Annotated in this window: 25 protein-coding genes; 12 read left to right on the top strand and 13 right to left on the bottom strand. The window is 67.7% G+C overall.

The window, feature by feature from the left end:
• Nucleotides 1–234 precede the first annotated feature (234 nt).
• The 3 genes from lexA to WS57_RS26545 are packed head-to-tail and all read left to right on the top strand — an operon-like array spanning nucleotide 235 to nucleotide 1,976.
• Nucleotides 235–882 (top strand): transcriptional repressor LexA, encoded by a 648-nt coding sequence (gene lexA, locus WS57_RS26555; protein ID WP_009689103.1) that lies wholly within the window; start codon nucleotides 235–237, stop codon nucleotides 880–882.
• A gap of 27 nt (nucleotides 883–909) precedes the next feature.
• On the top strand, nucleotides 910–1,245 hold the full coding sequence (locus tag WS57_RS26550; protein ID WP_009689104.1) for a hypothetical protein: 336 nt from the start codon (nucleotides 910–912) through the stop codon (nucleotides 1,243–1,245).
• A gap of 29 nt (nucleotides 1,246–1,274) precedes the next feature.
• On the top strand, nucleotides 1,275–1,976 hold the full coding sequence (locus WS57_RS26545) for a DUF2939 domain-containing protein (RefSeq protein ID WP_059514620.1): 702 nt from the start codon (nucleotides 1,275–1,277) through the stop codon (nucleotides 1,974–1,976).
• A gap of 42 nt (nucleotides 1,977–2,018) precedes the next feature.
• Here WS57_RS26545 and WS57_RS26540 read toward each other — a convergent pair whose 3' ends face one another.
• Nucleotides 2,019–2,516: a universal stress protein gene (locus WS57_RS26540; protein ID WP_040127369.1), complete on the bottom strand. Its 498-nt coding sequence runs from the start codon at nucleotides 2,514–2,516 to the stop codon at nucleotides 2,019–2,021.
• A 331-nt stretch (nucleotides 2,517–2,847) separates the two neighbouring features.
• Here WS57_RS26540 and nodI point away from each other — a divergent pair, with 331 nt between their 5' ends.
• Nucleotides 2,848–3,762 carry a nodulation factor ABC transporter ATP-binding protein NodI gene (gene nodI, locus WS57_RS26535; protein ID WP_009688557.1) on the top strand — a complete coding sequence of 305 codons (915 nt, stop codon included), beginning with the start codon at nucleotides 2,848–2,850 and terminating at the stop codon, nucleotides 3,760–3,762.
• A 6-nt stretch (nucleotides 3,763–3,768) separates the two neighbouring features.
• Entirely contained in the window at nucleotides 3,769–4,602 is an 834-nt protein-coding gene (locus WS57_RS26530) for an ABC transporter permease (protein WP_009688558.1), read from the top strand.
• A 46-nt stretch (nucleotides 4,603–4,648) separates the two neighbouring features.
• On the opposite strand, the gene WS57_RS26525 is transcribed toward WS57_RS26530, so the two are convergent.
• The 4 genes from WS57_RS26525 to WS57_RS26510 all read right to left on the bottom strand — a co-directional run bounded on the left by WS57_RS26525 (nucleotide 4,649) and on the right by WS57_RS26510 (nucleotide 8,506).
• Nucleotides 4,649–5,071: a hypothetical protein gene (locus tag WS57_RS26525; protein ID WP_009688559.1), complete on the bottom strand. Its 423-nt coding sequence runs from the start codon at nucleotides 5,069–5,071 to the stop codon at nucleotides 4,649–4,651.
• Nucleotides 5,072–5,299: 228 nt separating this feature from the next.
• The gene (locus WS57_RS26520) at nucleotides 5,300–6,358 is read right to left on the bottom strand and encodes a permease (RefSeq protein ID WP_059479340.1); all 1,059 of its coding nucleotides are present in this window, start codon (nucleotides 6,356–6,358) and stop codon (nucleotides 5,300–5,302) included.
• Nucleotides 6,355–7,488 (bottom strand): tRNA 2-selenouridine(34) synthase MnmH, encoded by a 1,134-nt coding sequence (mnmH, locus tag WS57_RS26515; protein WP_059514625.1) that lies wholly within the window; start codon nucleotides 7,486–7,488, stop codon nucleotides 6,355–6,357. Before mnmH ends, WS57_RS26520 begins: the two co-directional genes overlap by 4 nt.
• Before the next feature lie 64 nt (nucleotides 7,489–7,552).
• Complete coding sequence (locus WS57_RS26510) at nucleotides 7,553–8,506, bottom strand: LysR family transcriptional regulator (protein ID WP_040127365.1); 954 nt, start codon at nucleotides 8,504–8,506, stop codon at nucleotides 7,553–7,555.
• Nucleotides 8,507–8,669: 163 nt separating this feature from the next.
• On the opposite strand from WS57_RS26510, the gene WS57_RS26505 reads away from it, so the two are divergent.
• Both WS57_RS26505 and WS57_RS26500 read left to right on the top strand, forming a co-directional pair.
• Nucleotides 8,670–10,091, top strand: coding sequence for a M20 family metallopeptidase (locus WS57_RS26505; RefSeq protein ID WP_059514627.1), 1,422 nt, complete (start codon nucleotides 8,670–8,672; stop codon nucleotides 10,089–10,091).
• Nucleotides 10,092–10,128: 37 nt separating this feature from the next.
• On the top strand, nucleotides 10,129–11,415 hold the full coding sequence (locus WS57_RS26500) for an MFS transporter (protein ID WP_059514629.1): 1,287 nt from the start codon (nucleotides 10,129–10,131) through the stop codon (nucleotides 11,413–11,415).
• Between the two features lie 79 nt (nucleotides 11,416–11,494).
• Here WS57_RS26500 and WS57_RS26495 read toward each other — a convergent pair whose 3' ends face one another.
• Nucleotides 11,495–12,547, bottom strand: a complete 1,053-nt coding sequence (locus WS57_RS26495; protein ID WP_059514631.1) for an NADP(H)-dependent aldo-keto reductase — start codon at nucleotides 12,545–12,547, stop codon at nucleotides 11,495–11,497.
• Between the two features lie 108 nt (nucleotides 12,548–12,655).
• On the bottom strand, nucleotides 12,656–13,093 hold the full coding sequence (locus WS57_RS26490; RefSeq protein WP_059514633.1) for a PaaI family thioesterase: 438 nt from the start codon (nucleotides 13,091–13,093) through the stop codon (nucleotides 12,656–12,658).
• Between the two features lie 169 nt (nucleotides 13,094–13,262).
• On the opposite strand from WS57_RS26490, the gene WS57_RS26485 reads away from it, so the two are divergent.
• Together WS57_RS26485 and WS57_RS26480 are read left to right on the top strand one after the other, a co-directional pair.
• On the top strand, nucleotides 13,263–13,745 hold the full coding sequence (locus WS57_RS26485; RefSeq protein WP_009690442.1) for a winged helix-turn-helix transcriptional regulator: 483 nt from the start codon (nucleotides 13,263–13,265) through the stop codon (nucleotides 13,743–13,745).
• Nucleotides 13,746–14,242: 497 nt separating this feature from the next.
• A complete protein-coding gene (locus WS57_RS26480; RefSeq protein WP_009690443.1) occupies nucleotides 14,243–14,866 on the top strand; it encodes a phospholipase D family protein in 624 nt (207 codons plus the stop codon).
• A 630-nt stretch (nucleotides 14,867–15,496) separates the two neighbouring features.
• Here the strand turns inward: WS57_RS26480 and WS57_RS26470 are convergent.
• Together WS57_RS26470 and WS57_RS26465 are read right to left on the bottom strand one after the other, a co-directional pair.
• Complete coding sequence (locus WS57_RS26470; protein ID WP_009690446.1) at nucleotides 15,497–15,970, bottom strand: VOC family protein; 474 nt, start codon at nucleotides 15,968–15,970, stop codon at nucleotides 15,497–15,499.
• A 165-nt stretch (nucleotides 15,971–16,135) separates the two neighbouring features.
• A complete protein-coding gene (locus WS57_RS26465) occupies nucleotides 16,136–16,678 on the bottom strand; it encodes a hypothetical protein (RefSeq protein ID WP_059514635.1) in 543 nt (180 codons plus the stop codon).
• Nucleotides 16,679–17,153: 475 nt separating this feature from the next.
• Here WS57_RS26465 and WS57_RS26460 point away from each other — a divergent pair, with 475 nt between their 5' ends.
• The gene (locus WS57_RS26460) at nucleotides 17,154–18,152 is read left to right on the top strand and encodes a lysozyme inhibitor LprI family protein (RefSeq protein WP_009690449.1); all 999 of its coding nucleotides are present in this window, start codon (nucleotides 17,154–17,156) and stop codon (nucleotides 18,150–18,152) included.
• 48 nt (nucleotides 18,153–18,200) lie between these two features.
• Here the strand turns inward: WS57_RS26460 and WS57_RS38210 are convergent, their stop codons facing one another.
• The 3 genes from WS57_RS38210 to WS57_RS26445 all read right to left on the bottom strand — a co-directional run bounded on the left by WS57_RS38210 (nucleotide 18,201) and on the right by WS57_RS26445 (nucleotide 19,403).
• A complete protein-coding gene (locus tag WS57_RS38210) occupies nucleotides 18,201–18,323 on the bottom strand; it encodes a hypothetical protein (protein WP_257786276.1) in 123 nt (40 codons plus the stop codon).
• 340 nt (nucleotides 18,324–18,663) lie between these two features.
• On the bottom strand, nucleotides 18,664–18,972 hold the full coding sequence (locus WS57_RS26450; RefSeq protein WP_009690451.1) for a hypothetical protein: 309 nt from the start codon (nucleotides 18,970–18,972) through the stop codon (nucleotides 18,664–18,666).
• A gap of 47 nt (nucleotides 18,973–19,019) precedes the next feature.
• A complete protein-coding gene (locus tag WS57_RS26445; RefSeq protein ID WP_059514639.1) occupies nucleotides 19,020–19,403 on the bottom strand; it encodes a VOC family protein in 384 nt (127 codons plus the stop codon).
• Between the two features lie 71 nt (nucleotides 19,404–19,474).
• On the opposite strand from WS57_RS26445, the gene WS57_RS26440 reads away from it, so the two are divergent.
• Nucleotides 19,475–20,218: a DUF695 domain-containing protein gene (locus tag WS57_RS26440; RefSeq protein ID WP_009690453.1), complete on the top strand. Its 744-nt coding sequence runs from the start codon at nucleotides 19,475–19,477 to the stop codon at nucleotides 20,216–20,218.
• Nucleotides 20,219–20,622: 404 nt separating this feature from the next.
• On the opposite strand, the gene WS57_RS26435 is transcribed toward WS57_RS26440, so the two are convergent.
• Complete coding sequence (locus WS57_RS26435) at nucleotides 20,623–21,252, bottom strand: hypothetical protein (RefSeq protein ID WP_059514641.1); 630 nt, start codon at nucleotides 21,250–21,252, stop codon at nucleotides 20,623–20,625.
• Nucleotides 21,253–21,508: 256 nt separating this feature from the next.
• Between WS57_RS26435 and WS57_RS26430 the strand changes: the two genes are divergently transcribed.
• A complete protein-coding gene (locus tag WS57_RS26430; RefSeq protein WP_059514642.1) occupies nucleotides 21,509–21,976 on the top strand; it encodes a plasmid fertility inhibition factor family protein in 468 nt (155 codons plus the stop codon).
• Nucleotides 21,977–21,999 lie beyond the last annotated feature (23 nt).

Genomic DNA, 21,999 nt, shown 5'->3' with positions numbered 1-21,999 from the left:
ATGTCGGGCCAGTCTATCGAACGGGTTACATGATTAAAAATAATCGTTCCTCATTTTTTAATACTCAAAAGTGCTAACGCAGCACGGATGGACGGTTGCGGCGGACGAACCGTCGTCCGGGCGTCGCGAAATCGCATCGGAACCGGCGCGATCGCGTCGAACTTCACGTAACACTTGAAATTCGCGAAGTACTGTATAAAAATACAGCTCACTGTCTATCCATACAGTTGAACCATGACCAAACTCACCGCCCGCCAGCAGCAAGTGTTCGACTTGATCCGCCGCGCGATCGAGCGCTCCGGATTCCCCCCCACCCGCGCCGAGATCGCGGCCGAGCTGGGCTTCAGTTCGCCGAACGCGGCCGAGGAGCACCTCCGCGCGCTCGCGCGCAAGGGCGTGATCGAGTTGGCCGCCGGTGCGTCGCGCGGCATCCGCCTGCTCGGCATCGACGATGCGCCGCACCAGTTCACGCTGCCGCACGCAGGCCTGATGCAGCTGTCGCTGCCGCTCGTGGGCCGCGTCGCGGCCGGCAGCCCGATCCTCGCGCAGGAGCACATCTCGCAGCATTACGCGTGCGATCCCGCGCTGTTCTCGAGCAAGCCCGACTACCTGCTGAAAGTGCGCGGCCTGTCGATGCGCGACGCCGGCATTCTCGACGGCGACCTCCTCGCGGTGCAGAAGCGCACGGAAGCGAAGGACGGGCAGATCATCGTCGCGCGTCTGGGCGACGACGTCACGGTCAAGCGCCTGATGCGCCGGCCGGGCGGCCTCGAGCTGATCGCGGAGAACCCCGATTACGAAAACATCTTCGTCAAGGCCGGCAGTGCGGAATTCGCGCTGGAAGGCATCGCCGTCGGGCTGATCCGCTCGGGCGAACTCTGACCCATCCGTCTCGCTCAGGAGAACATCATGGAACGCCTTGCCCGCCTGCTGCCTTTCCGTCAATTCGGTCGCCTGCGCCATCTGCGCGGCCGCACGCCCTGCGCGCCGCTCACCGCTGCGGCGCCCGCCGGCCAAGAAGTCGCAGTCGAACGGCAGGCGTCGCTGCTGCCGTCGGCGCTGCCCGCCTTCGCGCGGGTGTCGCTGAACGCCGGCCTGAATCATGCAGAACCGGCGCGCCGCGCGCCGGTGCGCGTCTATCACGGCCGCTCGCGGCTGATCATGGTCGGGACGATCGACGCCGTGTGCCGGATGATCGATCGCTGCATCGCCGAGGAACGTTCTGCCGCGCAAGGCGGTCTCTGATTGCGGAACCGTCCCGCACCGGAGGTATCGTGACGCAATCCCCGGGCCGCACGTCGCGGCTCAAACCCCTGCTGATCGTCGTGATGGCCGTCGTCGTCGTTGCGGCGATCGGCTATGCGTACGCGTCGCCGTATATCGCGCTCGATCGCCTGAAATCGGCGGTCGATGCGCGTGATGCGCAGGCCGTCAGCGAATATGTCGATTTTCCGTCGCTGCGCATCAGCCTGAAGCAGCAGGTCACGGAAGAGTTGATGCGCCGGATCGACGCGGTGAAGAAAGACAATCCGTTCGCGGTGATCGGGGCGTTGATCGGGTCCGCATTGATCGGCCCGCTGGTCGACGCGTATGCGACGCCGGAAGGCGTGGCCGCATTGATGAGCGGATTGCCGCCGCGCGGCAATCCGGGCGAGCGCCCGCCCGAATGGTCGGCGCCGCCGGGCGGCGCACCGGGCGCGGAATCGACCGCGCCGCCTGCGAGTACAGCCGGTCCGGCGAGCGCTGCCACACCGGCCAGCAATGCGGCGACGACCGCGTCATCGCCCGCACCGGCGCCCGCGCCTGCAAGCCCGGGCGCGGCGCCGCGCCAGCAGCAGACGAGCGCCGGCTACCGGAATATCGACGAGTTCGTCGTGACCTACCAGCGCACGGCGGACGGCACGCGCTATGCGGCGATCTTCCACCGCTTCGGCCTGTTCTCGTGGAAGCTGTCCGCGATCGACCTGCACGCGTAAGCGGGCTGCGCCGCGCACCGCCACTCAACCCTGCATCGCGGATTATTTGCCGCTCGCGGTCGCCGCTTCGCGTTCGCGTGCGATCTCGGCCTTTTGCTCTTCCGCCGACGAGCACGCCACCAGGATGCTGCAGTTCACCCGATCGAGCAGCTGCGTATTGCCCGAGCCCATCCACCATCTCGACAGCCCGCTGCGGCACCGGTGGCCGACGACGACCAGGTCGACCTTCAGCTCGGTCGCGAGATTCGCGATTTCGTCGATCGGATAGCCGAACGCAAAATGGCCTTCGGCCTGCACACCGCGCTCGCGCAGCCAGTTGACGCCTTCCTGCAGGATTTCCCGGGCGGTTTCCTCGAAGCGGCCGCACGCGACATCGGTCAGCAGCCCTGCGCTTTGCGCGATGCTCGAACGCATGTCGACCACCGACAGCAGGTGCGTTTCGGCCTTCAGGTCCAGTGCGAGATTGGCGCCGCAGCGCAGGGCCTTGCGCCCTTCGAGCGTGCCGTCGTAGCACAGCAAAATCTTGTTGTAGCTAGCCATGAAACCTCCCTATCGCGACAACGAGCCCTACGCCTTCATCATGGTGCGCCGCAATTCAGGACGCAAGGGATGGAAAACGCTGATGCGCCGCGCACGGCGCGCCCGCGATGATGCAGTGCACGATCCGGCACGCACCGTTTCGCACGCAGATGCGCTGAACGGATGCGGGCGATGCACTAGAATGGCCCGTTCGTGCCGCCGTGCCGCAGCCTGCCACCGGCATCGCGATCGTTCGCTTCGGTCATGCCCGTCTGACACGCGTTCGTCCGCTCCGTTCGCGCCGGCACGTGTCCGGCAGCAGCATCCCGCCCGCATCCAACGCCAATCTTCCATGTCCGTCGCACCCATCGATTTCCGCAATGTCGAAAAGCGCTATGGCGACAAGCTCGTCGTCAACGGCCTGTCCTTCCATGTGCAGGCCGGCGAATGCTATGGCCTGCTCGGGCCGAACGGCGCCGGCAAGACCACGACGCTGAAGATGCTGCTCGGCCTCGCGCATCCCGACGCGGGCGCCATTTCGCTGTGCGGCGAGCCGGTACCGTCGCGCGCGCGGCATGCGCGCCAGCGCGTCGGCGTCGTCCCGCAGTTCGACAATCTCGATCCCGATTTCACGGTTCGCGAGAATCTGCTCGTGTTCAGCCGCTATTTCGGGATGTCGGCGCAGGCCGCGCGTGCGCTGGTGCAGCCGCTGCTCGAATTCGCGAAGCTCGAGAACAAGGCCGATGCGAAGGTGGGCGAACTGTCCGGCGGCATGAAACGCCGCCTCACGCTCGCGCGCGCGCTCGTCAACGATCCCGACGTGCTGGTGCTCGACGAGCCGACGACGGGTCTCGACCCGCAGGCGCGGCACCTGATGTGGGAACGGCTGCGCTCGCTGCTCGCGCGCGGCAAGACGATCCTGATCACCACGCATTTCATGGAGGAAGCCGAACGCCTGTGCGACCGGCTGTGCGTGATCGAGGAAGGCCGCAAGATCGCCGAGGGCGCGCCGCACGCGCTGATCGAATCGGAAATCGGCTGCGACGTGATCGAGATCTACGGGCCGGACCCGGCCGCGCTGCGCGACGAACTCGCGCCGCTCGCGCAGCGCACCGAAATCAGCGGCGAGACGCTGTTCTGCTACGTGACCGACCCCGAGCCGCTCAGCGCGCGGATCAAGGGTCGCGCGGGATTGCGCTATCTGCATCGTCCGGCCAATCTGGAGGACGTGTTCCTGCGGCTCACCGGCCGCGACATGCAGGACTGATCGACCATGGACGTACGCAACTATTCCGCCGCCGCGCCCAGCGCCCCGCCGCGCGAGTCGCGCTTCGCGCTGGCGCTGCCCGCGAACGCGAGCAACTGGATCGCCGTGTGGCGCCGCAACTATCTCGTCTGGCGCAAGCTCGCGCTCGCGTCGATGTTCGGCAATCTCGCGGATCCGATGATCTATCTGTTCGGGCTGGGTTTCGGGCTCGGGCTGATGCTCGGCCATGTCGACGGCGTGTCGTACATCGCATTTCTCGCGGCCGGCACGGTGGGCTCGAGCGTGATGATGTCCGCGAGCTTCGAGTCGATGTATTCGGGCTTTTCGCGAATGCACGTGCAGCGCACCTGGGAAGCGATCATGCACACGCCGCTCGCGCTCGGCGACGTCGTGCTCGGCGAGATCGCGTGGGCCGCCAGCAAGGCGATGCTGTCGGGCGCCGCGATCATGCTCGTCGCGGGCGCGCTCGGCTATGCGCGGTTTCCGTCGATGCTCGCGGTGCTGCCCGTGATCGCGCTCGCGGGCCTCGCGTTCGCGAGCGTCGCGATGATCGTCACGGCGCTCGCGCCGTCCTACGACTTCTTCATGTTCTATCAGACGCTCGTGCTGACGCCGATGCTGCTGCTGTCGGGCGTGTTCTTCCCGATCACGCAGCTGCCGCCGCTCGCGCAGCACGCGGCGCATGCGCTGCCGCTCGCGCACGCAGTCGAATTGATCCGGCCCGCGATGCTCGGCCGGCCGGCGAGCGACGTCGGCCTGCACGTCGCCGTGCTCGCCGGCTATGCGATCGGCGGGTTCCTGCTGTGCGCGTGGCTGTTCCGGCGCCGGCTGATGCGCTGACCGCCGGCGCGCGCGGCGCCAGCTTCATTCGTACTGCGCGACGACGTTATTCGTCGTCGTCGCTCCACGGAATCTCGACGTCGGTCAGGAACGCGACGGTCGCGAGCGGGCCGCCTTCGTGGCGGCCGAGCTTGCCGTCCGCGCGATGCCATTCGACGCGGAACTGCGTGCCCGGATCATCGGCAACGAGATAGACGGTGCGCAGCTCTTCCGCGTCGGCATCCTCGACCGGACCGTCGAACGACACCAGCATTTTCTGCGGCCACAGGCCGTTGACCGGATCGTAGATGCGATCGCCCTGCGGGATGTCGATGCTGGCCTCGACGCCGATCGTCGCGGACGCCTCGACGATCATCGTGCCGAGCGCGCTCAGCACGGCGGTCGCGCGCGCGGAATTGGCCTGACGAATCGCGAGATCGCCGCGCGTCAGCGCCTTTTCAAGTCGAGGATGAATCTTCGGTTGGGACATGCGTTTTCCTGTTTGCTTCTTGTAAAGGGCGCCGCACGCGCAAAACGGCGGCGCCGGATAAATATAACGGCCCGGCGGGCCGGCCGGACGACACGAGCGGCATCGAGCGGCCGCCCGCCCGGGCGCGCGGCGGCATCGACAGCCGGGCACCCCGCCCCGCCAGCCGGCCGCGCGCACCAGCCGGATCGACCGGCCGGCGCCCGGCGCACACCGCGCCGCGCCGGTCGGTCAGAACCCGAACGCGACCGCGAGCAGCCCGCTCGCAATCCCGAACGCGACGACCAGGATCGCGACGATCGCCAGCATGTAGGGCTTGAACGAACGCGCGAGCATCGCGATCGACGGCACGCTGATCGGCGGCAGCGTCATCAGCAGCGCGGCGGCAGGGCCGACGCCCATGCCGAGCGACAGCATCGCCTGGATGATCGGCACCTCGCCCGCCGTCGGGATCACGAACAACATGCCCGCAACCGCGAACGCGACGATCCAGCCGAGATGATTGCCGATGTCCGGACCGATATGCGGAAACAGCCACGCGCGCGCGGCGCCGAGCAGCAGCACCAGCACGATGTACTCCGGCACGAGCCGCACGGCCATCCGCGCGAGCAGCTTGATCCAGCGCACGAACGGATTGCCGGCCGCGGCCTGCTCGGCGGCCAGCGCCGCGAGCTGCGCGTCGTCGATGCTGCGATCTTCCGGACGTGCGATGCGGTTCAGCAGATAGCCGATCCCGAACACCATCGCGACGCCGAGCACGAGCCGCAGCGCGCTCCAGTGCCAGCCGAGCACGAAGCCCATGAACACCAGCGCGGCCGGGTTCAGCACCGTATTGCCGAGCCAGAACGCGACCGCGCCGCCCGGCGACGCGTGCCGCGCCCGCAGTCCCGCGACGACGGGCGCCGCGCAGCAGGTGCACATCATGCCGGGCAGCGACAGCAGGCCGCCCGCGGCGACGCTGCCGAAACCGGTGCGGCCCAGCACGCGTGCGACCCAGTGCGCCGGCAGCAGCGCCTGCACGGCCGAGCCGAGCAGCAGGCCGAGCACCATCGCCTGCCAGATCGCCTTGCCGTACGCCCATGCGTAATCGAGCGCGGCCTTCAGCGACGGCTCGGGCGCCGTCGCCGACGTGCCCATCAGGATCGACTGGCCGATCGAATGGTGCTCGGCCGCGACGAACGCCTTGTTGTAGTACGGAAACCATTTCACGTAGAACAGTCCTGCGACCGCGATCAGCAGGAAGGTCATCCAGCCGAGCGCCGGGCTGGGTTGGGTGCGGGTGGTCGTCATCGTAGGGTGGTCGGTTGGTCGTTATCGGTAGCGGATGATGTGCCGGACGCCGCCGCCAGCGCCGGCGACGCCGGCAATCCGGCCTGCGCCAGTTGCGCGAGCAGCGCACGCGCCTGGTCGGGCACGTCGGCCGCGTTGGGCCGGAACACGAAGGTCAGCGCGCGGTTCGGCTTGCCGTACGACGCGCGGTAAGTCCGCGCATAGGCCGGATCGTAATGCCGGTCGATCAGTTCGCCGAACAGCTCGGCGCGGGCGTCCGCTTCGATCAGCGTGCGCCAGCGCGCGACCGCTTCGCGGCTGTGCAACCCGATCAGCCGTTCCAGCTGCGCATTGAACGTTGCCGGATCGTCGAACAGGTGTGCGTAATCGTCGAGCAGGAAGGCGATGCGCTCGTCGCGCGCGGCTTCGACCTGCACCCACGGTCCCGCGTGGAACGCGTCGAGCAGCGCGATCGGCAGCTGCACCACGCCGATCTTGCGGCTTTCCGATTCGACGAACACCGGCCACGCGGGGTCGAAACGGCCGAGCGTTTCGACGAGCCCCGAATCGAATGCCTTCTGCGACGGCTGCGGCACGCCCGGCAGCGCGCCGAGCAGCGAACCGCGATGGCGCGCGAGCGCCTCGAGATCGAGCGTCTGCGCGCCCGCGTCGCGCAGCGCGTTCAGCAGCCGCGTCTTGCCGCAGCCCGTATGGCCGACGAGCGCGATATAGCGAAAGCGCGTCGGCAGCGTGTCGAGCGTGTCGCATACCGAACGGCGGTACGCCTTGTAGCCGCCTTCGAGCTGACGCGCCTGCCAGCCGATCAGGTTGAACCAGGTCGTCATCGAGCCGGAGCGCTTGCCGCCGCGCCAGCAGTAGATCAGCGGCCGCCAGTTGCGCGGACGGTCGGCGAAGGTCGTATCGAGATGACGCGCGATGTTGCGCGCGACGATCGCCGCGCCGACGCGCGTCGCGTCGTACGGCGACACCTGCCGGTACATCGTGCCGACGAGCACGCGCTCTTCGTTGCTGAGCACGGGCGCGTTCAGCGCGCCGGGGATATGGTCCTCGGCGAACTCGAGCGGCGTGCGCACGTCGATGATCTCGTCGAACTCGCCGGCGCGATCGAGGGTGACAATCAGGTTCTTCAATTTGGCGTCGAAACGGAGCGATGCGGCCCGGCGAGCCGCACGGGCGCGGAAGGCGGATTGGCGATTATCTCATGCGCGGGCGTCGCGAGCCGCGCACCGCCGCCGGCGGCGCCGAAGCCGCCTGCATCGCGTCGATCAGATGGTCGCGAAACGCCCGCACCGACGCGGGCAGGTCGCGCCCCGCCATCGTCTGCACCTGGATGCTGCGCTCGCGCAGCTGCGGGTTCGTCAGCGGCACGACGACGAAGCCGTCCGCGTCGCAGCGGTCGCGCACCGACAGCAGCCCGGTGAACATCACGGCGCCCGTGCGCTGCGCGTAGCGGTACATCGCCGCCGTATTGTTGCTCGTCAGCTCGGGCTCGAGCAGCAGCCCGTCGAGCGCGCAGGCGATGTCGATCAGCTGGCGCACGGTCGTGCCGGCTTCCGGCAGCACGTGCGGGTGATGCGCGACGTCGGCGAGCGACACCGCGTCGCGCGCCGCCAGCGGATGATCGCGGCGCACCAGCGCGAAGATCGGCGCGCGCTCGGTGTGCTCGACGCATACGCCCTTTTCCGGTGCGAGGCTGAAGGTCAGCGCGATGTCGGCGTCGCCCTCGCGCACACGCCGCGTCGCGTCGGCCGGCGACACGACCCACATCGAGAAATCGACGCCCGGATGGCGCGCCTTGAAGCTCGCGAGCGCGCCCGGCAGGAAATCGCTCGCGAACCCTTCCGAGCATGCGATCTTCAACAAGCTGCCGTGCAGCGCGTCGAGCCCGCCGATCTCCTTCATCACGTGCTCGGCCTCGAGCAGGCTGCGCTGCGCAAAGCCCAGCAGCCGCTCGCCGGCTTCCGACAGCGCCATCCCGCGCGGCCGGCGCTCGAACAGCGGCGCGCCGAGTTCGCTTTCGAGCTTCGCGATCTGTCGGCTGATCGCCGACACCGCCACGTGCAGGCGCGCGGACGCGTCGCTGATCGAGCCGGTGCGCGCCACCTCGACGAAATACCGCAGCGCGAGGCCATGCAGGAAAGCCGCCATGGTCGTGTCTCCCGGCCGGTGCGGGCCGTTCCGCTTTGCCTTTTCGGCAAAGAAAGGTTCGAAATTCGATCATTGTGACAAAAAAAACGGCTTCCTAGAATCGATCGCACTTCACGCTGCCCGCACGCCCCTGGCGCGGCCGCCCCCGACGAGGAGACCTGTCTTGAGCCGTACCGCCGCCCTCCAGCACGCGCTGGACCAGTTCGAATCCGGTGCCTTCTTCGCCACGCTGAGCCGCCGCGTCGGCCTGCGCACCGAAAGCCAGGAAAGCGGCAGCGCCGCCGCGCTGCGCGCGTACCTGAGCGACGAGATCGCGCCCGAAGCCGCGCGCCTCGGCTTCGTATCGCGCATCGTCGACAACCCGGTCGACGGCGGCGGCCCGTTCCTGCTTGCGTCGCGCCACGAGGACGACGCGCTGCCGACCGTGCTGATCTACGGCCACGGCGACGTCGTGCGCGGCTACGACGCGCAGTGGCGCGCGCCGCTGTCGCCGTGGACGCTGACCGCCGACGGCGACCGCTGGTATGGACGCGGCAGCGCCGACAACAAGGGCCAGCACACGATCAACCTCGCCGCGCTGGCAAGCGTGCTCGATGCGCGCGGCGGCCGGCTCGGCTTCAACGCGAAACTGCTGATCGAGATGGGCGAGGAAACCGGCTCGCCCGGGCTCGATGCGCTGTGCCGTCAGCAACGCGACGCGCTCGCGGCCGACGTGCTGATCGCGTCCGACGGGCCGCGCATCGCCGCCGAACGCCCGACCGTGTTTCTCGGCTCGCGCGGCGCGGTCAATTTCAGACTGAGCCTGCACGCCCGCGACGGCGCGCACCATTCCGGCAACTGGGGCGGGCTGCTGCGCAATCCGGCGATCGTGCTCGCGCACGCGCTGGCAAGCCTCGTCGATGCGCGCGGGTCGATCCGCGTCGCCGGGCTGCGCCCGCCGCCGATCCCGGCCGCCGTGCGCGAAGCGCTCGCCGATCTGTCGGTCGGCGGCGGCCCCGGCGATCCGGCGCTCGACGCCGACTGGGGCGAGCCGGGCCTCACCGCGGCCGAGCGCGTGTTCGGCTGGAACACGCTCGAGATCCTCGCGTTCAAGGCCGGCAACCCCGAACACCCCGTCAACGCGATTCCGCCCGCCGCGTACGCGCACTGCCAGCTCCGCTTCGTCGTCGGCACCGACTGGCAGGCGCTGCACGCGCACCTGCGCGCGCATCTCGATGCCCACGGTTTCGGCGACGTCGAGATCGACGTCGAGCGCGGCGCGCCGGCCACGCGCGTGCCGCCCGACGATCCGTGGGTGCGCTGGGCCGTCGCGTCGCTCGCACGCACGACGGGCAAGAAGCCAGCCATCCTGCCGAACCTCGGCGGCACGCTGCCCAACGAGGTGTTCGCCGATACGCTCGGGCTGCCGACGCTGTGGGTGCCGCATTCGTATCCGGCCTGCTCGCAGCACGCGCCGAACGAGCACTTGCTCGCGAGCGTCGTGCGCGAGGGGCTGCAGATGATGGCCGGCCTTTTCTGGGACCTCGGCGACGACGCACCGCCGCTGCGCCGCGCGGCGCCCGCCGCGGCCGGCGTCGCGCTGTGATGCGCGCACCGCTCCTTCCACGGGACATGCATACACGATGAACACGACCACCCTGACCTCGCAGGAAGCCGCCCGCCCGAACGCCGCGCAGATCCGGCGCATCATCTTCGCGGCGTCGATCGGCAACGCGCTCGAATGGTTCGACCTGATCGTCTACGGCTTCTTCGCGGTGACGATCGCCAAGCTGTTCTTCCCCGCGACCAGCGAAGCGACGTCGCTGCTGCTCACGCTCGGCACGTTCGGGCTGTCGTACCTGATCCGGCCGATCGGCGGCTTCGTGCTCGGCGCGTATGCGGATCGCGCGGGCCGCAAGGCGTCGCTGCTGCTGTCGATCGCGATGATGATGGGCGGCACGCTGCTGATCGCGCTGATGCCGACCTACGCGTCGATCGGCATCCTCGCGCCGCTCGGGATCATGCTGTCGCGGCTGATGCAGGGCTTCTCCGCCGGCGGCGAATTCGCGAGCTCCACTGCGTTCCTCGTCGAGCATGCACCGCAGCGGCGCGGCTTCATGTCGAGCTGGCAGTTCGCGAGCCAGGGTCTCGCGACGCTGCTGGCGTCCGGCTTCGGCGCGCTGCTGACCGCCACGCTGACGACCGCGCAACTCGAAAGCTGGGGCTGGCGCGTGCCCTTCCTGTTCGGACTCGCGATCGGTCCGGTCGGGCTGTATATCCGCCGCTATGTCGACGAAGGGGTCGAGTTCAAGACGCAGGCGCGCTCCGACGCACCCGTGCGCGAGCTGTTCACGGACCAGAAGACGCGACTGCTGCTGTCGATCGGCGCGCTCGTGATCTCGACCGCGATCAACTACATGGTGCTGTACATGCCGACCTACGCGATCAAGCAGCTCGGGCTGCCCGCGTCGACGGGCTTTGCCGCGACGCTCGCGACCGGCTTCGTGCTGACGCTGGTCACGCCGCTCGTCGGCCATCTGTCCGACCGGACCGGGCGCATCCGCGTGATGGCGACGGCGGCCGTGCTGATGCTGGTCACCGTATGGCCGACCTTCTCGTGGCTCACGCAGCATGCGTCGTTCGCGACGATGCTGGCCGCGCTGATCTGGATCGGGCTCCTGAAGGCGATGTACTGCGGCGCACTGCCCGCGCTGATGGCCGAGCTGTTCCCCGCGCAGACGCGCGCGACCGGCCTCGCGGTCAGCTACAACACGGGCGTCACGCTGTTCGGCGGCTTTGCGCCGTTCGTCATCACCTGGCTGATCAGCGCGACCGGCAACCGGCTGTCGCCGGCGCTGTATCTGATGGGCTGCGCGGTGCTAAGCCTCGTCGCGCTGCTCGTCGCGCGCACGCGGTTGAGGATGCAATAGGAAGGACGGCGGCGATGCGCGGGTGCGTCGCCGCCGAGGCGGCCCGCGCCGGCATGACGCCGCGCGGGTCGCACGCCGTTTACGGCGCCGGGTTCGGCTGCCGTTCGTGCAGCGCGTCGATCTCCGCGAGAATCTCGTCGGACAGCTTCATGTCGATGCTGCCGATGTTCTCCTTCAACTGATCGAGCGAGGTCGCGCCGATCAGGTTGCTGCGCACGAACGGCCGGCTGTTGACGAACGCCAGCGCGAGCTGCGCGGGCGACAGGCCGTGGCGTTTCGCGAGCGCGACGTAGCGCGACGTCGCTTCGACCGCCTGCGGCTTGCTGTAGCGCTGGAAGCGCTCGAACAGCGTGATGCGCGCGCCGGGCGGCCGCGCGCCGTTCTCGTACTTGCCCGACAGCCAGCCGAACGCGAGCGGCGAATACGCGAGCAGGCCAACGCCGTCGCGATGCGTGAATTCCGACAGCCCGTTCTCGAACGTGCGGTTCAGCAGGCTGTACGGGTTCTGGATGCTCGCGATGCGCGGCAGCCCGAGCTTCTCGGCCGCGCGCAGGAACTGCGCGACGCCCCACGGCGTTTCGTTCGACACGCCGATCGCGCGCACCTTGCCCGCCTTCACGAATTCCGCGAGCACGCCGAGCGTTTCCTCGATCGGCACCGTATACGCATCGTCGACCCACGGATAGGCGGGCCGGCCGAACGTCGTCGTACTGCGGTCGGGCCAGTGCAGCTGATAGAGATCGACGTAATCGGTCTGCAGGCGCTTGAGGCTGCCGTCGAGCGCTTCGGTCAGGTTCTTGCGATCGAACTGGTTGCCCTCGCCGCGAATATGGCGCGGATTGTGCGGCTGACGCGCCGGGCCCGCGATCTTGGTCGCGAGCACGATCCGGTCGCGCTGTGCGCGGTGCTGGGCGAGCCACGTACCGATGTACTGCTCGGTGCGCCCCTGCGTGTCCGGCTTCGGCGGCACCGGATACATCTCCGCGGCGTCGATCAGCGTGACGCCCTGCCCGATCGCGTAATCGATCTGCTCGTGCGCATCGCGCTCCGAATTCTGCTCGCCCCACGTCATCGTGCCGAGACCGATCAGGCTGACCTCGATGCCTGAATCGCCGAGTGTGCGGTATTCCATGCTGTTCCTGTCGCGTCGGTGGAAAGCAGAAACGCTATCACATTGAAGCGACCGCTTCAGAGCAGCGCCGCCCACGCTTACAGGCGGCCTTCGGCGTCCGCATGCGCGTCACTGCGGCCGCTGGATGAAGCAGGTCGCCGACGCATGCGCGACGATCCTGTCGTCCGGCGTCTTCAACGTGCCCTCCGCGACGCCGAGCGAGCGCGACAGGTGGATCACGCGCCCTTCGGCGACCAGCTCGACGTCGCGCGGCACCGGCCGCAGCATCTTCACATGCAGGTCGACCGTGCCATAGCCGACGCCCGCATCGAGCATCGAATGCACCGCGCAGCCGGTGACCGAGTCGAGCACTGTCGCGGCAAAGCCGCCGTGCACGCCGCCCAGCGGATTCAGGTGGCGCCCGTCCGCGCGCGCCGAAAACTTCACGTAGCCGAGCTCGACGTCGAGCGGGCGCATCGGGATCGTTTCGGAGATCGATGCGAGCGGCACATCGCCCGACACCGCCGCGCGCAGCAGTTCGAGACCGGACAGGGAAAGCGGGTTCATCGGGGCGTCTCCTGATTGAAAGCGCGTCGTCGCGCGAGTAAGTTCCAAATTGGAACTCATTATTGTCAAGCGCGCCGGGGTTGTCAACGCAGCCCGCGCCGTTGGCAACCGAAGGCGGGTTCTATAATCGAACCCGCTATTTCGCTGAACCGCCGCACGAGACTCGACGATGAAATGGGATGACATCGGTACGCTGAACTGCTCGGTCGCGCGCACGCTCGCCGTGCTCGGCGACCGCTGGACCATGCTGATCCTGCGCAACGCGTTCCTCGGCTGTCGCCGCTTCGACGCATTCCAGGCGCAGCTCGGCCTCACGCGCCACGTGCTCGCCGAACGGCTCGCACGCCTCGTCGACGAAGGCGTGCTGGCCAAGCTCGCGTATCAGGAGCGGCCGCCGCGCTTCGAATACCGGCTGACCGAAAAAGGCCTCGACCTTTACCCGGCGCTGCTCGCGCTGCTGGCGTGGGGCGACCGCTGGAAGGACGACGGCCACGGGCCGCCGCTGCACCTGCGTCATCGCAGCTGCGGCCAGCTGATGCATGCGGTGACCGTGTGTTCGGCCTGCGGCGAGCCGCTCGAACCGCGCGACGTGCTGGTGGAGCCGGGGCCGGGCTGGGTCGCACCGGAAGCAGCCGGGTCGCGCGACGGCTGACGCGGCGCGTTCGGTGCGTTCGGTGCGTTCGGTGCGTTCGGTGCGTTCGGTGCGTTCGGTGCGCTCGGTGCGTGCCGAGGTTTGTGCCCTGCTCTTCCGGACCTGTCGCGCAAGCCGGCTTTTCGCGTGCGGGCATTTGTCTCGCGTCTGCTTCTGCCAGCGCCTTTGTCATCCGCCTCGTCGGGCGTCACATCGCATCGGCCAAGCTCGGTCACACGCACGCAAACGCGAAGAGAGCCGAACCGCTCTCCCATCAACGCGCGCAAATACATGAACAGCGGCCGCCGTCGTAAAAACCGGGCCGGCAATGCGCCCAACCCGCGCATCTCCACGTACGCGCGATGCAGCGCGAATGACGTTGCGGCAACCGTCCCGATCGAGCGCGACATGCGCGACACGCATCACCATCGTGCACGGCACGATCATCGAACATGGTCGCGGCCGCGCGTCTGCGTTACACTCACGGCCCGCTGTCTCGAAATCATTCGCTGTCCAAGATGTTGTCGCGCAATCGCCTCGCCGCTGCCTGCCTCGCCGCTTCCCTGCTCGCTACACCGTTCGCCGCCTTCGGCAAGACGCACAACGAATCGCTGTTGCAGCAGGCGATCGACTTCGTGTCGCGACTGCTGCCGGCGCCGACCCACGAAGCACCCGCGACGCAGGTCGTCGAATCCGCGTTCTCGCCCGACGGCGGCGCCGAAGCGCTGGTGCTGAAGGCGATCGGCGCCGCGCGCAGCTCGATCCGCGTCGCCGCGTATTCGTTCACGTCGCCCGCCGTCACGCGCGCGCTGCTCGCCGCGAAGCGGCGCGGCGTGAACATCGCGGTGGTCGTCGACGACAAGGGCAATCGCGCAAAGAGCAGCAAGCAGGCGCTGAACCTGCTCGTCAACGCCGGCATTCCGACGCGGACCATCGACGCCTATGCGATCCATCACGACAAGTACCTCGTGATCGACGCCGAGCATGTAGAGACGGGCTCGTTCAACTACAGCGCATCGGCCGCGAGCCGCAATTCCGAGAACGTCGTCGTGGTCTGGAACAATCCGCAACTCGCGTCGCGCTACCTCACGCACTGGCAAAGCCGCTTCGACCAGGGCACGCCGTATCGCTCCACGTATTGATGCACGCGCGCATGCCGATGCGCCGGGCGCCCGGCGCGCGTCCTGCAACGATCACGTCATCGATGATCGGCGAAGGCGATGTCGCGATCAACCTGGCCGAACGGCCGGCACCGACCGTGTCCGTGCATCGCGCCGCCGCTCAATGAACCGCGGTCGTCCGCCCCGCCACGACCTCGGGGCGTGCGCAGTCGGCCGCGTGCACGTCGCTCGCCGACGGACTGCGCGCAATCGGGCCGTTGCCCGGCAATGCGTCGCGCAGACAGGCCGCGCTGGCCGTCACCGTACTCTGAACCATCGGATAAACCAGGCACAGTGCAAACGCGAGATACCCCGCGTAAAGAATGCGAATCATGGTGCAGTGAATGAGCAAGTAGTCTCGCCCTGTTTACGGCACCGCACCGCGCGGCTTGAGCCGTTGCGCATGTCGCGGGCATAGCGCGACGGGGGACCGCCCTCGTCGGCACCCGCCCGCTGTCGAAATGCGCACAGCGCGCATCCGGTTCAGCCGCCCGGATGCAGGCTGCTCGTCGTGCACCGGGTTCGACCTTCTGCGGCTCCCGCGCCGATCGACGAAGACGAGGCACGCGGCCGCATCACCGCATGTCGCTCAGCCACGCGCGCCGGATTCCATCAGCTTCCGCACGGCGGCGCGTTCTTCATCGCTTCCTCGATCTGCTCGGGCGTCAGGTCGCGCTGGTGCGTCGCGATCGACCAGCGATGCCCGAACGGATCCTCGACCTGCCCATAGCGATCGCCCCAGAACATGTCGGTCGCCGGCATCGTGACGGTCGCGCCGGCCGCGACGGCCTGCGCAATCGACGCGTCGACGTCGGGCACGTACAGATGCAGGCAGACCGCCGTGCCTTTCAGCGCCTTCGGCCCGAGCGCACCGTGCTCGGGCATTTCATCCATCAGCATCAGTGCGCAATCGCCGATCGCGAGACAGGCATGCGCGAGCCTGCCGTTCGGCGCCGACAGGCGGCTCCGTTCGCTCGCGCCGAACGCGCGCTTGTAGAAATCGATCGCATCGGCGGCGCCGGCACAGATCAGGTGCGGCGTCAGCGTGCGCATCCCTTCCGGGATCGGTTTGACGGATGTGGACATGGGGTCGCTCCTTCAATCGGTTGTCATATCGGGAAACGAGACGTGCGCGATGCGCATGCCTCCGATGCCACGACGGACGAGCCGGTCGCGAATCGACATGAAGGTCGAAATTTTTTTCGGTGCGCGTCCGTCGTCAGCCGGATCGCTCGCACCCGGGCCTCCGAGTCAATCGGCGCGGCCGTCCTGACCGCCGTCCGCCGTGCCGAACTGTTCGCGACACAGTTCCAGCAGCCCGGCCACCGCCTCGAGCGGCAGGCCCACGAACCGGCTGACGGGCAGCATCACGCCGCCCGGCACCGGGGTGCGCGACGCGTGCTCGGAGAACTGGTAGCCGATATAGCGATTCCCGGCGACACTGATCATCCCGAAGCCGGTGACGTCGCGCCACCGTATCGCCGGCTTTTCGCGCATCGAGCCGACCAGCCGGAAACCCGTTTCGTCGATGACGAGCGCCATTTTCCTGCGCGAGCCGAGAAAAAACGCACCGCCGGCGAGCGCGAGCAACGCGGCCAGCACGGCGGCCGGCCACAGCGTCGTGTCGGCGGCGTAGCCGCATGCCGCCGCGACGGCCAGTACGATGCACACGATCGCCTTTGGTTTCATGCTCCGGCTGTCGACCGCGAGCGTGACCGGCAGCTCGCCGCTCATCGTGCCGGCGACGGGATCGATCTGCCAGCCGGGAAGCTTCGTTTCGTTTGCGTCGTTCATGTTTTTTTCGCCCCGAAGAATGCCGTCATGCATGGACACGCAGAATCCGCTCGAATGCCGACGCCGGACATGTTACCCCCGTCGTGCTCGCTGCGGCGCGCACGCGCCGGCCGCTCCGTCGGAGGCATCAGTCGGCACGGCTGTGCAGATAGCGCTGCAGCTGGGCAGCCCGTTCGGGCGTCAGCCCCGCCACGCACTGTGCACGATTGACCGGCCGCGCTTCCGCACGCATCGGCGATACCGCATCACGCGACCGCAATGGCGACCGCACGCCGTCGTGCCGGGCGGCTCGCGCACCGTGCCAGGATCGGCCGAACGGCCATTGCGTTGCCGGCTCGCGCAGCTCGGCGCTATATTGCCGACAGACCTTGCCGGCGCGGAAACCGCTTCGTTCCGTCGCGCCGCCGATCCGTCCGGCAACGACGCATGTTGCCGGCGCTACCCAACCCGATACGAACCGCACTGACGATCGCACATGATGCCGCTGTCCTTTTCGCGAACCGCCGCCGCGCTGAGCCTCGTCGCGCTCGGCTGCCTGCCCGTCGCCGCCCGCGCGGCCAGCTTCGACTGCCATGCCGCCCGCACGAGCATCGAGCAGGCGATCTGCACCGACGCGGAATTGTCCCGGCTCGACGAACAGCTCGACGACACCTATCGCGTCGCGCTCGGCGTGGCCGATGGCGACGCCGCGACAGATCTGCGCACGACGCAGCGTGCGTGGCTGAAAGCGAGACTGCCTGCCGATGGACGCATCGACGTGCGCGCGCTGCAACAGGCTTACCGGCAACGCATCGCCGAACTGCAGGCGCGGCCCGGTTTCCCGGATGCCGTGAAGCACGGCGGCGGCAGCACGTTCCGGCTCACCGACGTGTCGAAGGCGTTCGATTTCACGGTGCGGATGTACCAGGACTGCCCGATGCCGAAGGGCCAGGACAGTGCGTACTGCGAGGGTCCGGGACGCATTGCCGTCTATCGAAAAGGCGCGGGCACGCCGCTTCAGACGATCGATTTCCCGACGATCGTCGCGACGCTGCTGCCATCCGGCAAACCGCTGACCCAATCCGCGCGGCTATATGACGACCAGGGCGTCCTCAATGTCGGCGACTTCAATTTCGACGGCCACGACGACTTCGGCGTGCAGACCGGCCACGAAGGCGGTTATGGCGGCCCCAGCTACGACGTCTATCTGTTCGATCCGAAGACCGGCCGTTTCGACCGCAATAACGCGATGAGCGATCTCACGCATGAATCGCTCGGCTTCTTCGACGTCGACCCGAAGCGCAGGCGGCTGCGCGCGTTCAGCAAGAGCGGTTGCTGCTATCACGAGACGACCACCTATCGCGTCGACGACGACCGGCTCGTCGAGGTCGAGCGGCATATCGAAGCGGCCAGGATGGACGGAAAGATGGAGATCACCGACGAGGCGTTCGTCGGCGGGAAGTGGCGCAGGAAGGTGCGCGTGGAAGCCGAGTAGCGTCGCGGTAATCCCGGCCGGCACGGTCGCGATGCGGCCGGAATCGCGTCAGTTGCAGACCTTGACGGTGCCGTCCGACGTGCAGTGACGGACGCTCCAGTAGCTCTGTCCGGCCAGGCTCGGTGCCGTGCCGATGCCGCGAATCCGCGCGGGCGTCGACGAAGCCGGCATCGCCGCCGATGCGGTCTCGGGCGAAGGCGGAGGAGATGACCGCTCGGGCGTGCTTTGACAGGCGACGAGCACCACGCAGCATACCGCTGCCAACGGGGCAATGAGGAATCTGGGCATGGTCTCGTGCGGTCCGGTGAGTTGTGTGTTTGCGTGTCGTCGGGGAAGCCGATCGAGGCGCACCGCGCCGGTCCGCTCGACGACGCCGGTCGCGCGGCATGGCAATGTCGATACTACTCCTCGCGTCCGCCGATGCGCGAGCGGCATGTTCTGCCTGCGCGGCCGGGCCGGTCACGCGCACGCGACGCGTCGCAGCACTCGCCTTCGCAACGCACACCGCCGCTCAGATCTGCGGCAAATCCCGCAGCGTGCGCGCCTCGCTCGTCGCATCCACGTCGAGTTCGATGCCTTCCGACGCATCGCGATAGCGCACGCGTTTCAGCCTCGGCCCCACCGCGAGATTGTCGGGGCTGGAGAAGATCGCGTGAACATCGTCGCCGGCCGCGATCGCGCGCGCGACGTCGGCGACCGGCGCCTCGCTCGGCGTCGCCGCCCACGAACGGTCGGCCGGATTCACGGCCGCCCAGCGCACATGCGTGACGCGCGCGCTGAGCGGATCGATTCGAACACCATTCACCGCAAACATCGACATCGGAATCTCCTTCGATATTTCCCCGGCTCGCAGTGCGATCCGCGGCATCAGGGGCGCCCCCAGACCTCGCACACGTTCCCGGCCGGATCCGCAACCGAAATCGCGATGGTGCCGTCGCCGTAGTCCCAGTCGTTCAGGATGCCGACGCCGTGCGATTCGAGACGCCCGATCGCTTCCGCCACATGCGCGACCTCGATCGCCAGCGCGATGCCGTGGCCGGTCGGGTGAAACTCGGGATACGGAAAATCGCCGTCCCTGCCCGTATGGACGGTCAGCGTCACGCCGTGCACGGCGAAGCGGTGCCACGGATTTCCCGCGACCGACACGCCGCTCGCTTCGACCGGCAGCGCGAGCGCCAGGCGGTAGAAGTCCACGACGGCCGCATAGCGGTCGTATTCGACGGGCACCAGCACATTCAGGCTCGCGATCATCTGCGCTTCTCCGGCCGACGCGATTTTCGATGATACATTGGGACGCTTTGCACCGTGCACGGGAGACACGCATGACCGACACCTGGGGAACCTTCCCTGCCCGGATGGGCGACCATCAGGCCTTCGTCGACTTCAACCACAGCTTCGCGGAGATCGCGGAAGGCGATCCGCGCACGTCGCTGCTCAGCGTGCGCGTCGCCCTCGCGCATCCGACGCCCGACGGCTTGCCGGCCGGCGACGAGCTGGCCGAGCTCGCGCGCGTCGACGAGCTGCTCGACGCGGCGGTGCTCGCGAGAGGCGGCGTGCAGGTCGGCCGCATCACCGTCGACGGCAATCGCGACGTGCTGTTCTACGTGCCGTTCGACGAGGAAACCGCGGCGGACATCGTCGACGACGCGGCCGAACGGACGACGTACGCGCTCGAATACGCTTATCAGGACGATCCGGACAAGGCCATCTACTGGCAGACCCTTTACCCGACCGACGACGACTGGCAGATCATGCGCGACATGCGCGTGCTCGATGCGCTGCACCGGCAGGGCGACGTGAGCGACGCGCGCCGGCGCGTGCTGCACTGGGCGAGTTTCGCGGAACCGGACGATGCGCACCATTTCGCCGACTGGGCCGAATCGAAAGGCTATCTGGTCGACTCGGTCGCGCCGAACGAAGACGGCAAGACCGCCGTCCGCTTCGCGCACGACGGCACGATGGCGCTGGCCGACATCACGGGCCATACGCTTGCGATCAGCCGCGAGGCGCGCTCGCTCGGCGGCGAATACGAGGGCTGGGAAACCAGCGTCGAGCAGGCCGGCTAAGGTCTGTTCGTCGATGACGGGTTCGCGCTGCGCGACCACAGACGACGCGTTCGGCGCAAAAAAGTATCCCGGCAGCGCAATCGCACGCCGCCGGGACCAAGACATTGCCAGCCGAAGCCGGCAATGGGCCTGGGCGATCGCTCAGGCACGAGGAAAGCGATTCATGCGGATCAGGCGAACGGATGCGCGACGACGCAGCCGGCCGGACGCCCGTCCGGGTCCGCCGGCGCAGCCTCAGTGCGCCGGGCGGGTAAAAAGCCCCGCTCCTGCGCGAGCGAGCGGGGAAAGGTTGACCGGGCCGGGGTAGATCGGTCAACCGTTCAGATTGTCGTGCGGAGCGCGCGCCACGGTCTGTGCGTCATCTCACCCATGCACGACGACGACCCGGCCGCCGCGCAACGCCCTCACGGTCCGATCGCGAGAGCCGCGGTCGGCAGCAAGACCACGATAATCACCGGAGACAGCGCGACCGCGCCGATCATCAGCACGCCGTCGGCTGCGAGCGTCACCGGCGTCGCGAGCACGCGAACCGCCTTGTCGGCGGTCGTGAGGCGATCGACGACATCGATCGTGTACGGACGCGCAAACGACGACCACGTCTTGCCTTGGTCGAAGCCGTCGGCGCGATAGCGCGTCCCGTGCAGCGTGCCCTTCATTTCGAGTTCGACGCTGCCGCGCGGCGTGAAACCGTCAGCCAGCGCTTGCGCTCTTTCGTCGGCCGTCAGCGGCTTGGCGGGGCGCAGCCGCAGCCAGTAGTCGCCGGTGATCGCGTCGCCCCGCGCGACGAAGTTCACGAGAGAAACTTCGAGCGACTGACGATACGGCGAGGCCAGCATCGCGCCGAAATGCTCGGGCATGTCGAAGATGTAGTGGTATTGCTGGCCGAGCACGACGAATTTCTTGCCGTCCTCGCTGACGAGAAAACGGTCGACGGTCTCGTCGTATCTGCCGTCTTCGAACAGCATCGACGTGCACCCCGCCAGACCGGCGGTTACTGCGATCGCGCTGGCCCTCAGCAGCGTTCTTCTTTTCATTTTCTTGTCCGGATTTTAATTGTTTGAATGAGCGCTTCCAATCCGCGCGGTAAAGCGGCGATCAAGATACGCGAATTCGGATTCCAATGCACGACTTTATTCGATCGAATCGAATTTCTTCTATTTTCGGATGCTTCATACTCGACCTGCAGGCCGTTCGCGAGTCGGTTTGATACCGCCTGTCCGATATCGGTCCACGCTGCTAAACTCGTTTCACCAGGCTTGATAAAGGCCGTTCGCGCTACCAGAGGAAACGATGACCCTCGCTCGGGCACAACATCAGGGTGTAGACGTCTGGATCATCCAGCTTCCCGGGCACGTCCCTTATACCTACACGCATCTCAAGCGCGTCTTTGCATCCGACGATTCGCGACATCGGGTCGTGATCGTCGACGTGACGAGACTGCTGGCATGCGCCGACCGCGACACGACCGACTATGTGCTGCCGTCGGTGCAATACTGGGCGCGCGGAAAGGCGGTTGGCATCCGCGGCTTTCTCGATCCCGAGCAGGCAAGGATCCCCGACATGCCCTTCATCACGTTTCGCGAGGCAAGGACGCGCATGCTGCTCGGCATTCCCGGGCTGGCGAAAGTCGGCATCGCGTCGTTCCGCAACGGTCAGCATCGCGCACGCTATCTGGCGTACGCGGGGGCGACCACCCTGCCCGTCGAGATACACGAAACCGAGGCGGATTTGCTGGCGCGCTACCGCGGGGTGAAGTAGCGGTCAGGTCGGTCCGTGACGCG

The organism is Burkholderia pseudomultivorans (assembly GCF_001718415.1).
In the GTDB taxonomy this organism is placed as follows: Bacteria; Pseudomonadota; Gammaproteobacteria; order Burkholderiales; family Burkholderiaceae; genus Burkholderia; species Burkholderia pseudomultivorans_A.
This window is presented reverse-complemented; position numbering and strand designations above follow the sequence as displayed.

Coding starts and splice junctions, on each gene's coding strand:
- WS57_RS26435 (WP_059514641.1), bottom strand. CDS start 21,252: ATGAAAAGAAGAACGCTGCTGAGGGCCAGCGCGATCGCAGTAACCGCC.
- WS57_RS26540 (WP_040127369.1), bottom strand. CDS start 2,516: ATGGCTAGCTACAACAAGATTTTGCTGTGCTACGACGGCACGCTCGAA.
- WS57_RS26485 (WP_009690442.1), top strand. CDS start 13,263: ATGAAATGGGATGACATCGGTACGCTGAACTGCTCGGTCGCGCGCACG.
- WS57_RS26530 (WP_009688558.1), top strand. CDS start 3,769: ATGGACGTACGCAACTATTCCGCCGCCGCGCCCAGCGCCCCGCCGCGC.
- WS57_RS26440 (WP_009690453.1), top strand. CDS start 19,475: ATGACCGACACCTGGGGAACCTTCCCTGCCCGGATGGGCGACCATCAG.
- WS57_RS26470 (WP_009690446.1), bottom strand. CDS start 15,970: ATGTCCACATCCGTCAAACCGATCCCGGAAGGGATGCGCACGCTGACG.
- WS57_RS26450 (WP_009690451.1), bottom strand. CDS start 18,972: ATGTCGATGTTTGCGGTGAATGGTGTTCGAATCGATCCGCTCAGCGCG.
- WS57_RS26460 (WP_009690449.1), top strand. CDS start 17,154: ATGATGCCGCTGTCCTTTTCGCGAACCGCCGCCGCGCTGAGCCTCGTC.
- WS57_RS26430 (WP_059514642.1), top strand. CDS start 21,509: ATGACCCTCGCTCGGGCACAACATCAGGGTGTAGACGTCTGGATCATC.
- WS57_RS26525 (WP_009688559.1), bottom strand. CDS start 5,071: ATGTCCCAACCGAAGATTCATCCTCGACTTGAAAAGGCGCTGACGCGC.
- WS57_RS26495 (WP_059514631.1), bottom strand. CDS start 12,547: ATGGAATACCGCACACTCGGCGATTCAGGCATCGAGGTCAGCCTGATC.
- WS57_RS26490 (WP_059514633.1), bottom strand. CDS start 13,093: ATGAACCCGCTTTCCCTGTCCGGTCTCGAACTGCTGCGCGCGGCGGTG.
- WS57_RS26445 (WP_059514639.1), bottom strand. CDS start 19,403: ATGATCGCGAGCCTGAATGTGCTGGTGCCCGTCGAATACGACCGCTAT.
- nodI (WP_009688557.1), top strand. CDS start 2,848: ATGTCCGTCGCACCCATCGATTTCCGCAATGTCGAAAAGCGCTATGGC.
- WS57_RS26500 (WP_059514629.1), top strand. CDS start 10,129: ATGAACACGACCACCCTGACCTCGCAGGAAGCCGCCCGCCCGAACGCC.
- WS57_RS26520 (WP_059479340.1), bottom strand. CDS start 6,358: ATGACGACCACCCGCACCCAACCCAGCCCGGCGCTCGGCTGGATGACC.
- WS57_RS38210 (WP_257786276.1), bottom strand. CDS start 18,323: ATGCCGGCTTCGTCGACGCCCGCGCGGATTCGCGGCATCGGCACGGCA.
- WS57_RS26550 (WP_009689104.1), top strand. CDS start 910: ATGGAACGCCTTGCCCGCCTGCTGCCTTTCCGTCAATTCGGTCGCCTG.
- WS57_RS26510 (WP_040127365.1), bottom strand. CDS start 8,506: ATGGCGGCTTTCCTGCATGGCCTCGCGCTGCGGTATTTCGTCGAGGTG.
- lexA (WP_009689103.1), top strand. CDS start 235: ATGACCAAACTCACCGCCCGCCAGCAGCAAGTGTTCGACTTGATCCGC.
- WS57_RS26480 (WP_009690443.1), top strand. CDS start 14,243: ATGTTGTCGCGCAATCGCCTCGCCGCTGCCTGCCTCGCCGCTTCCCTG.
- WS57_RS26465 (WP_059514635.1), bottom strand. CDS start 16,678: ATGAACGACGCAAACGAAACGAAGCTTCCCGGCTGGCAGATCGATCCC.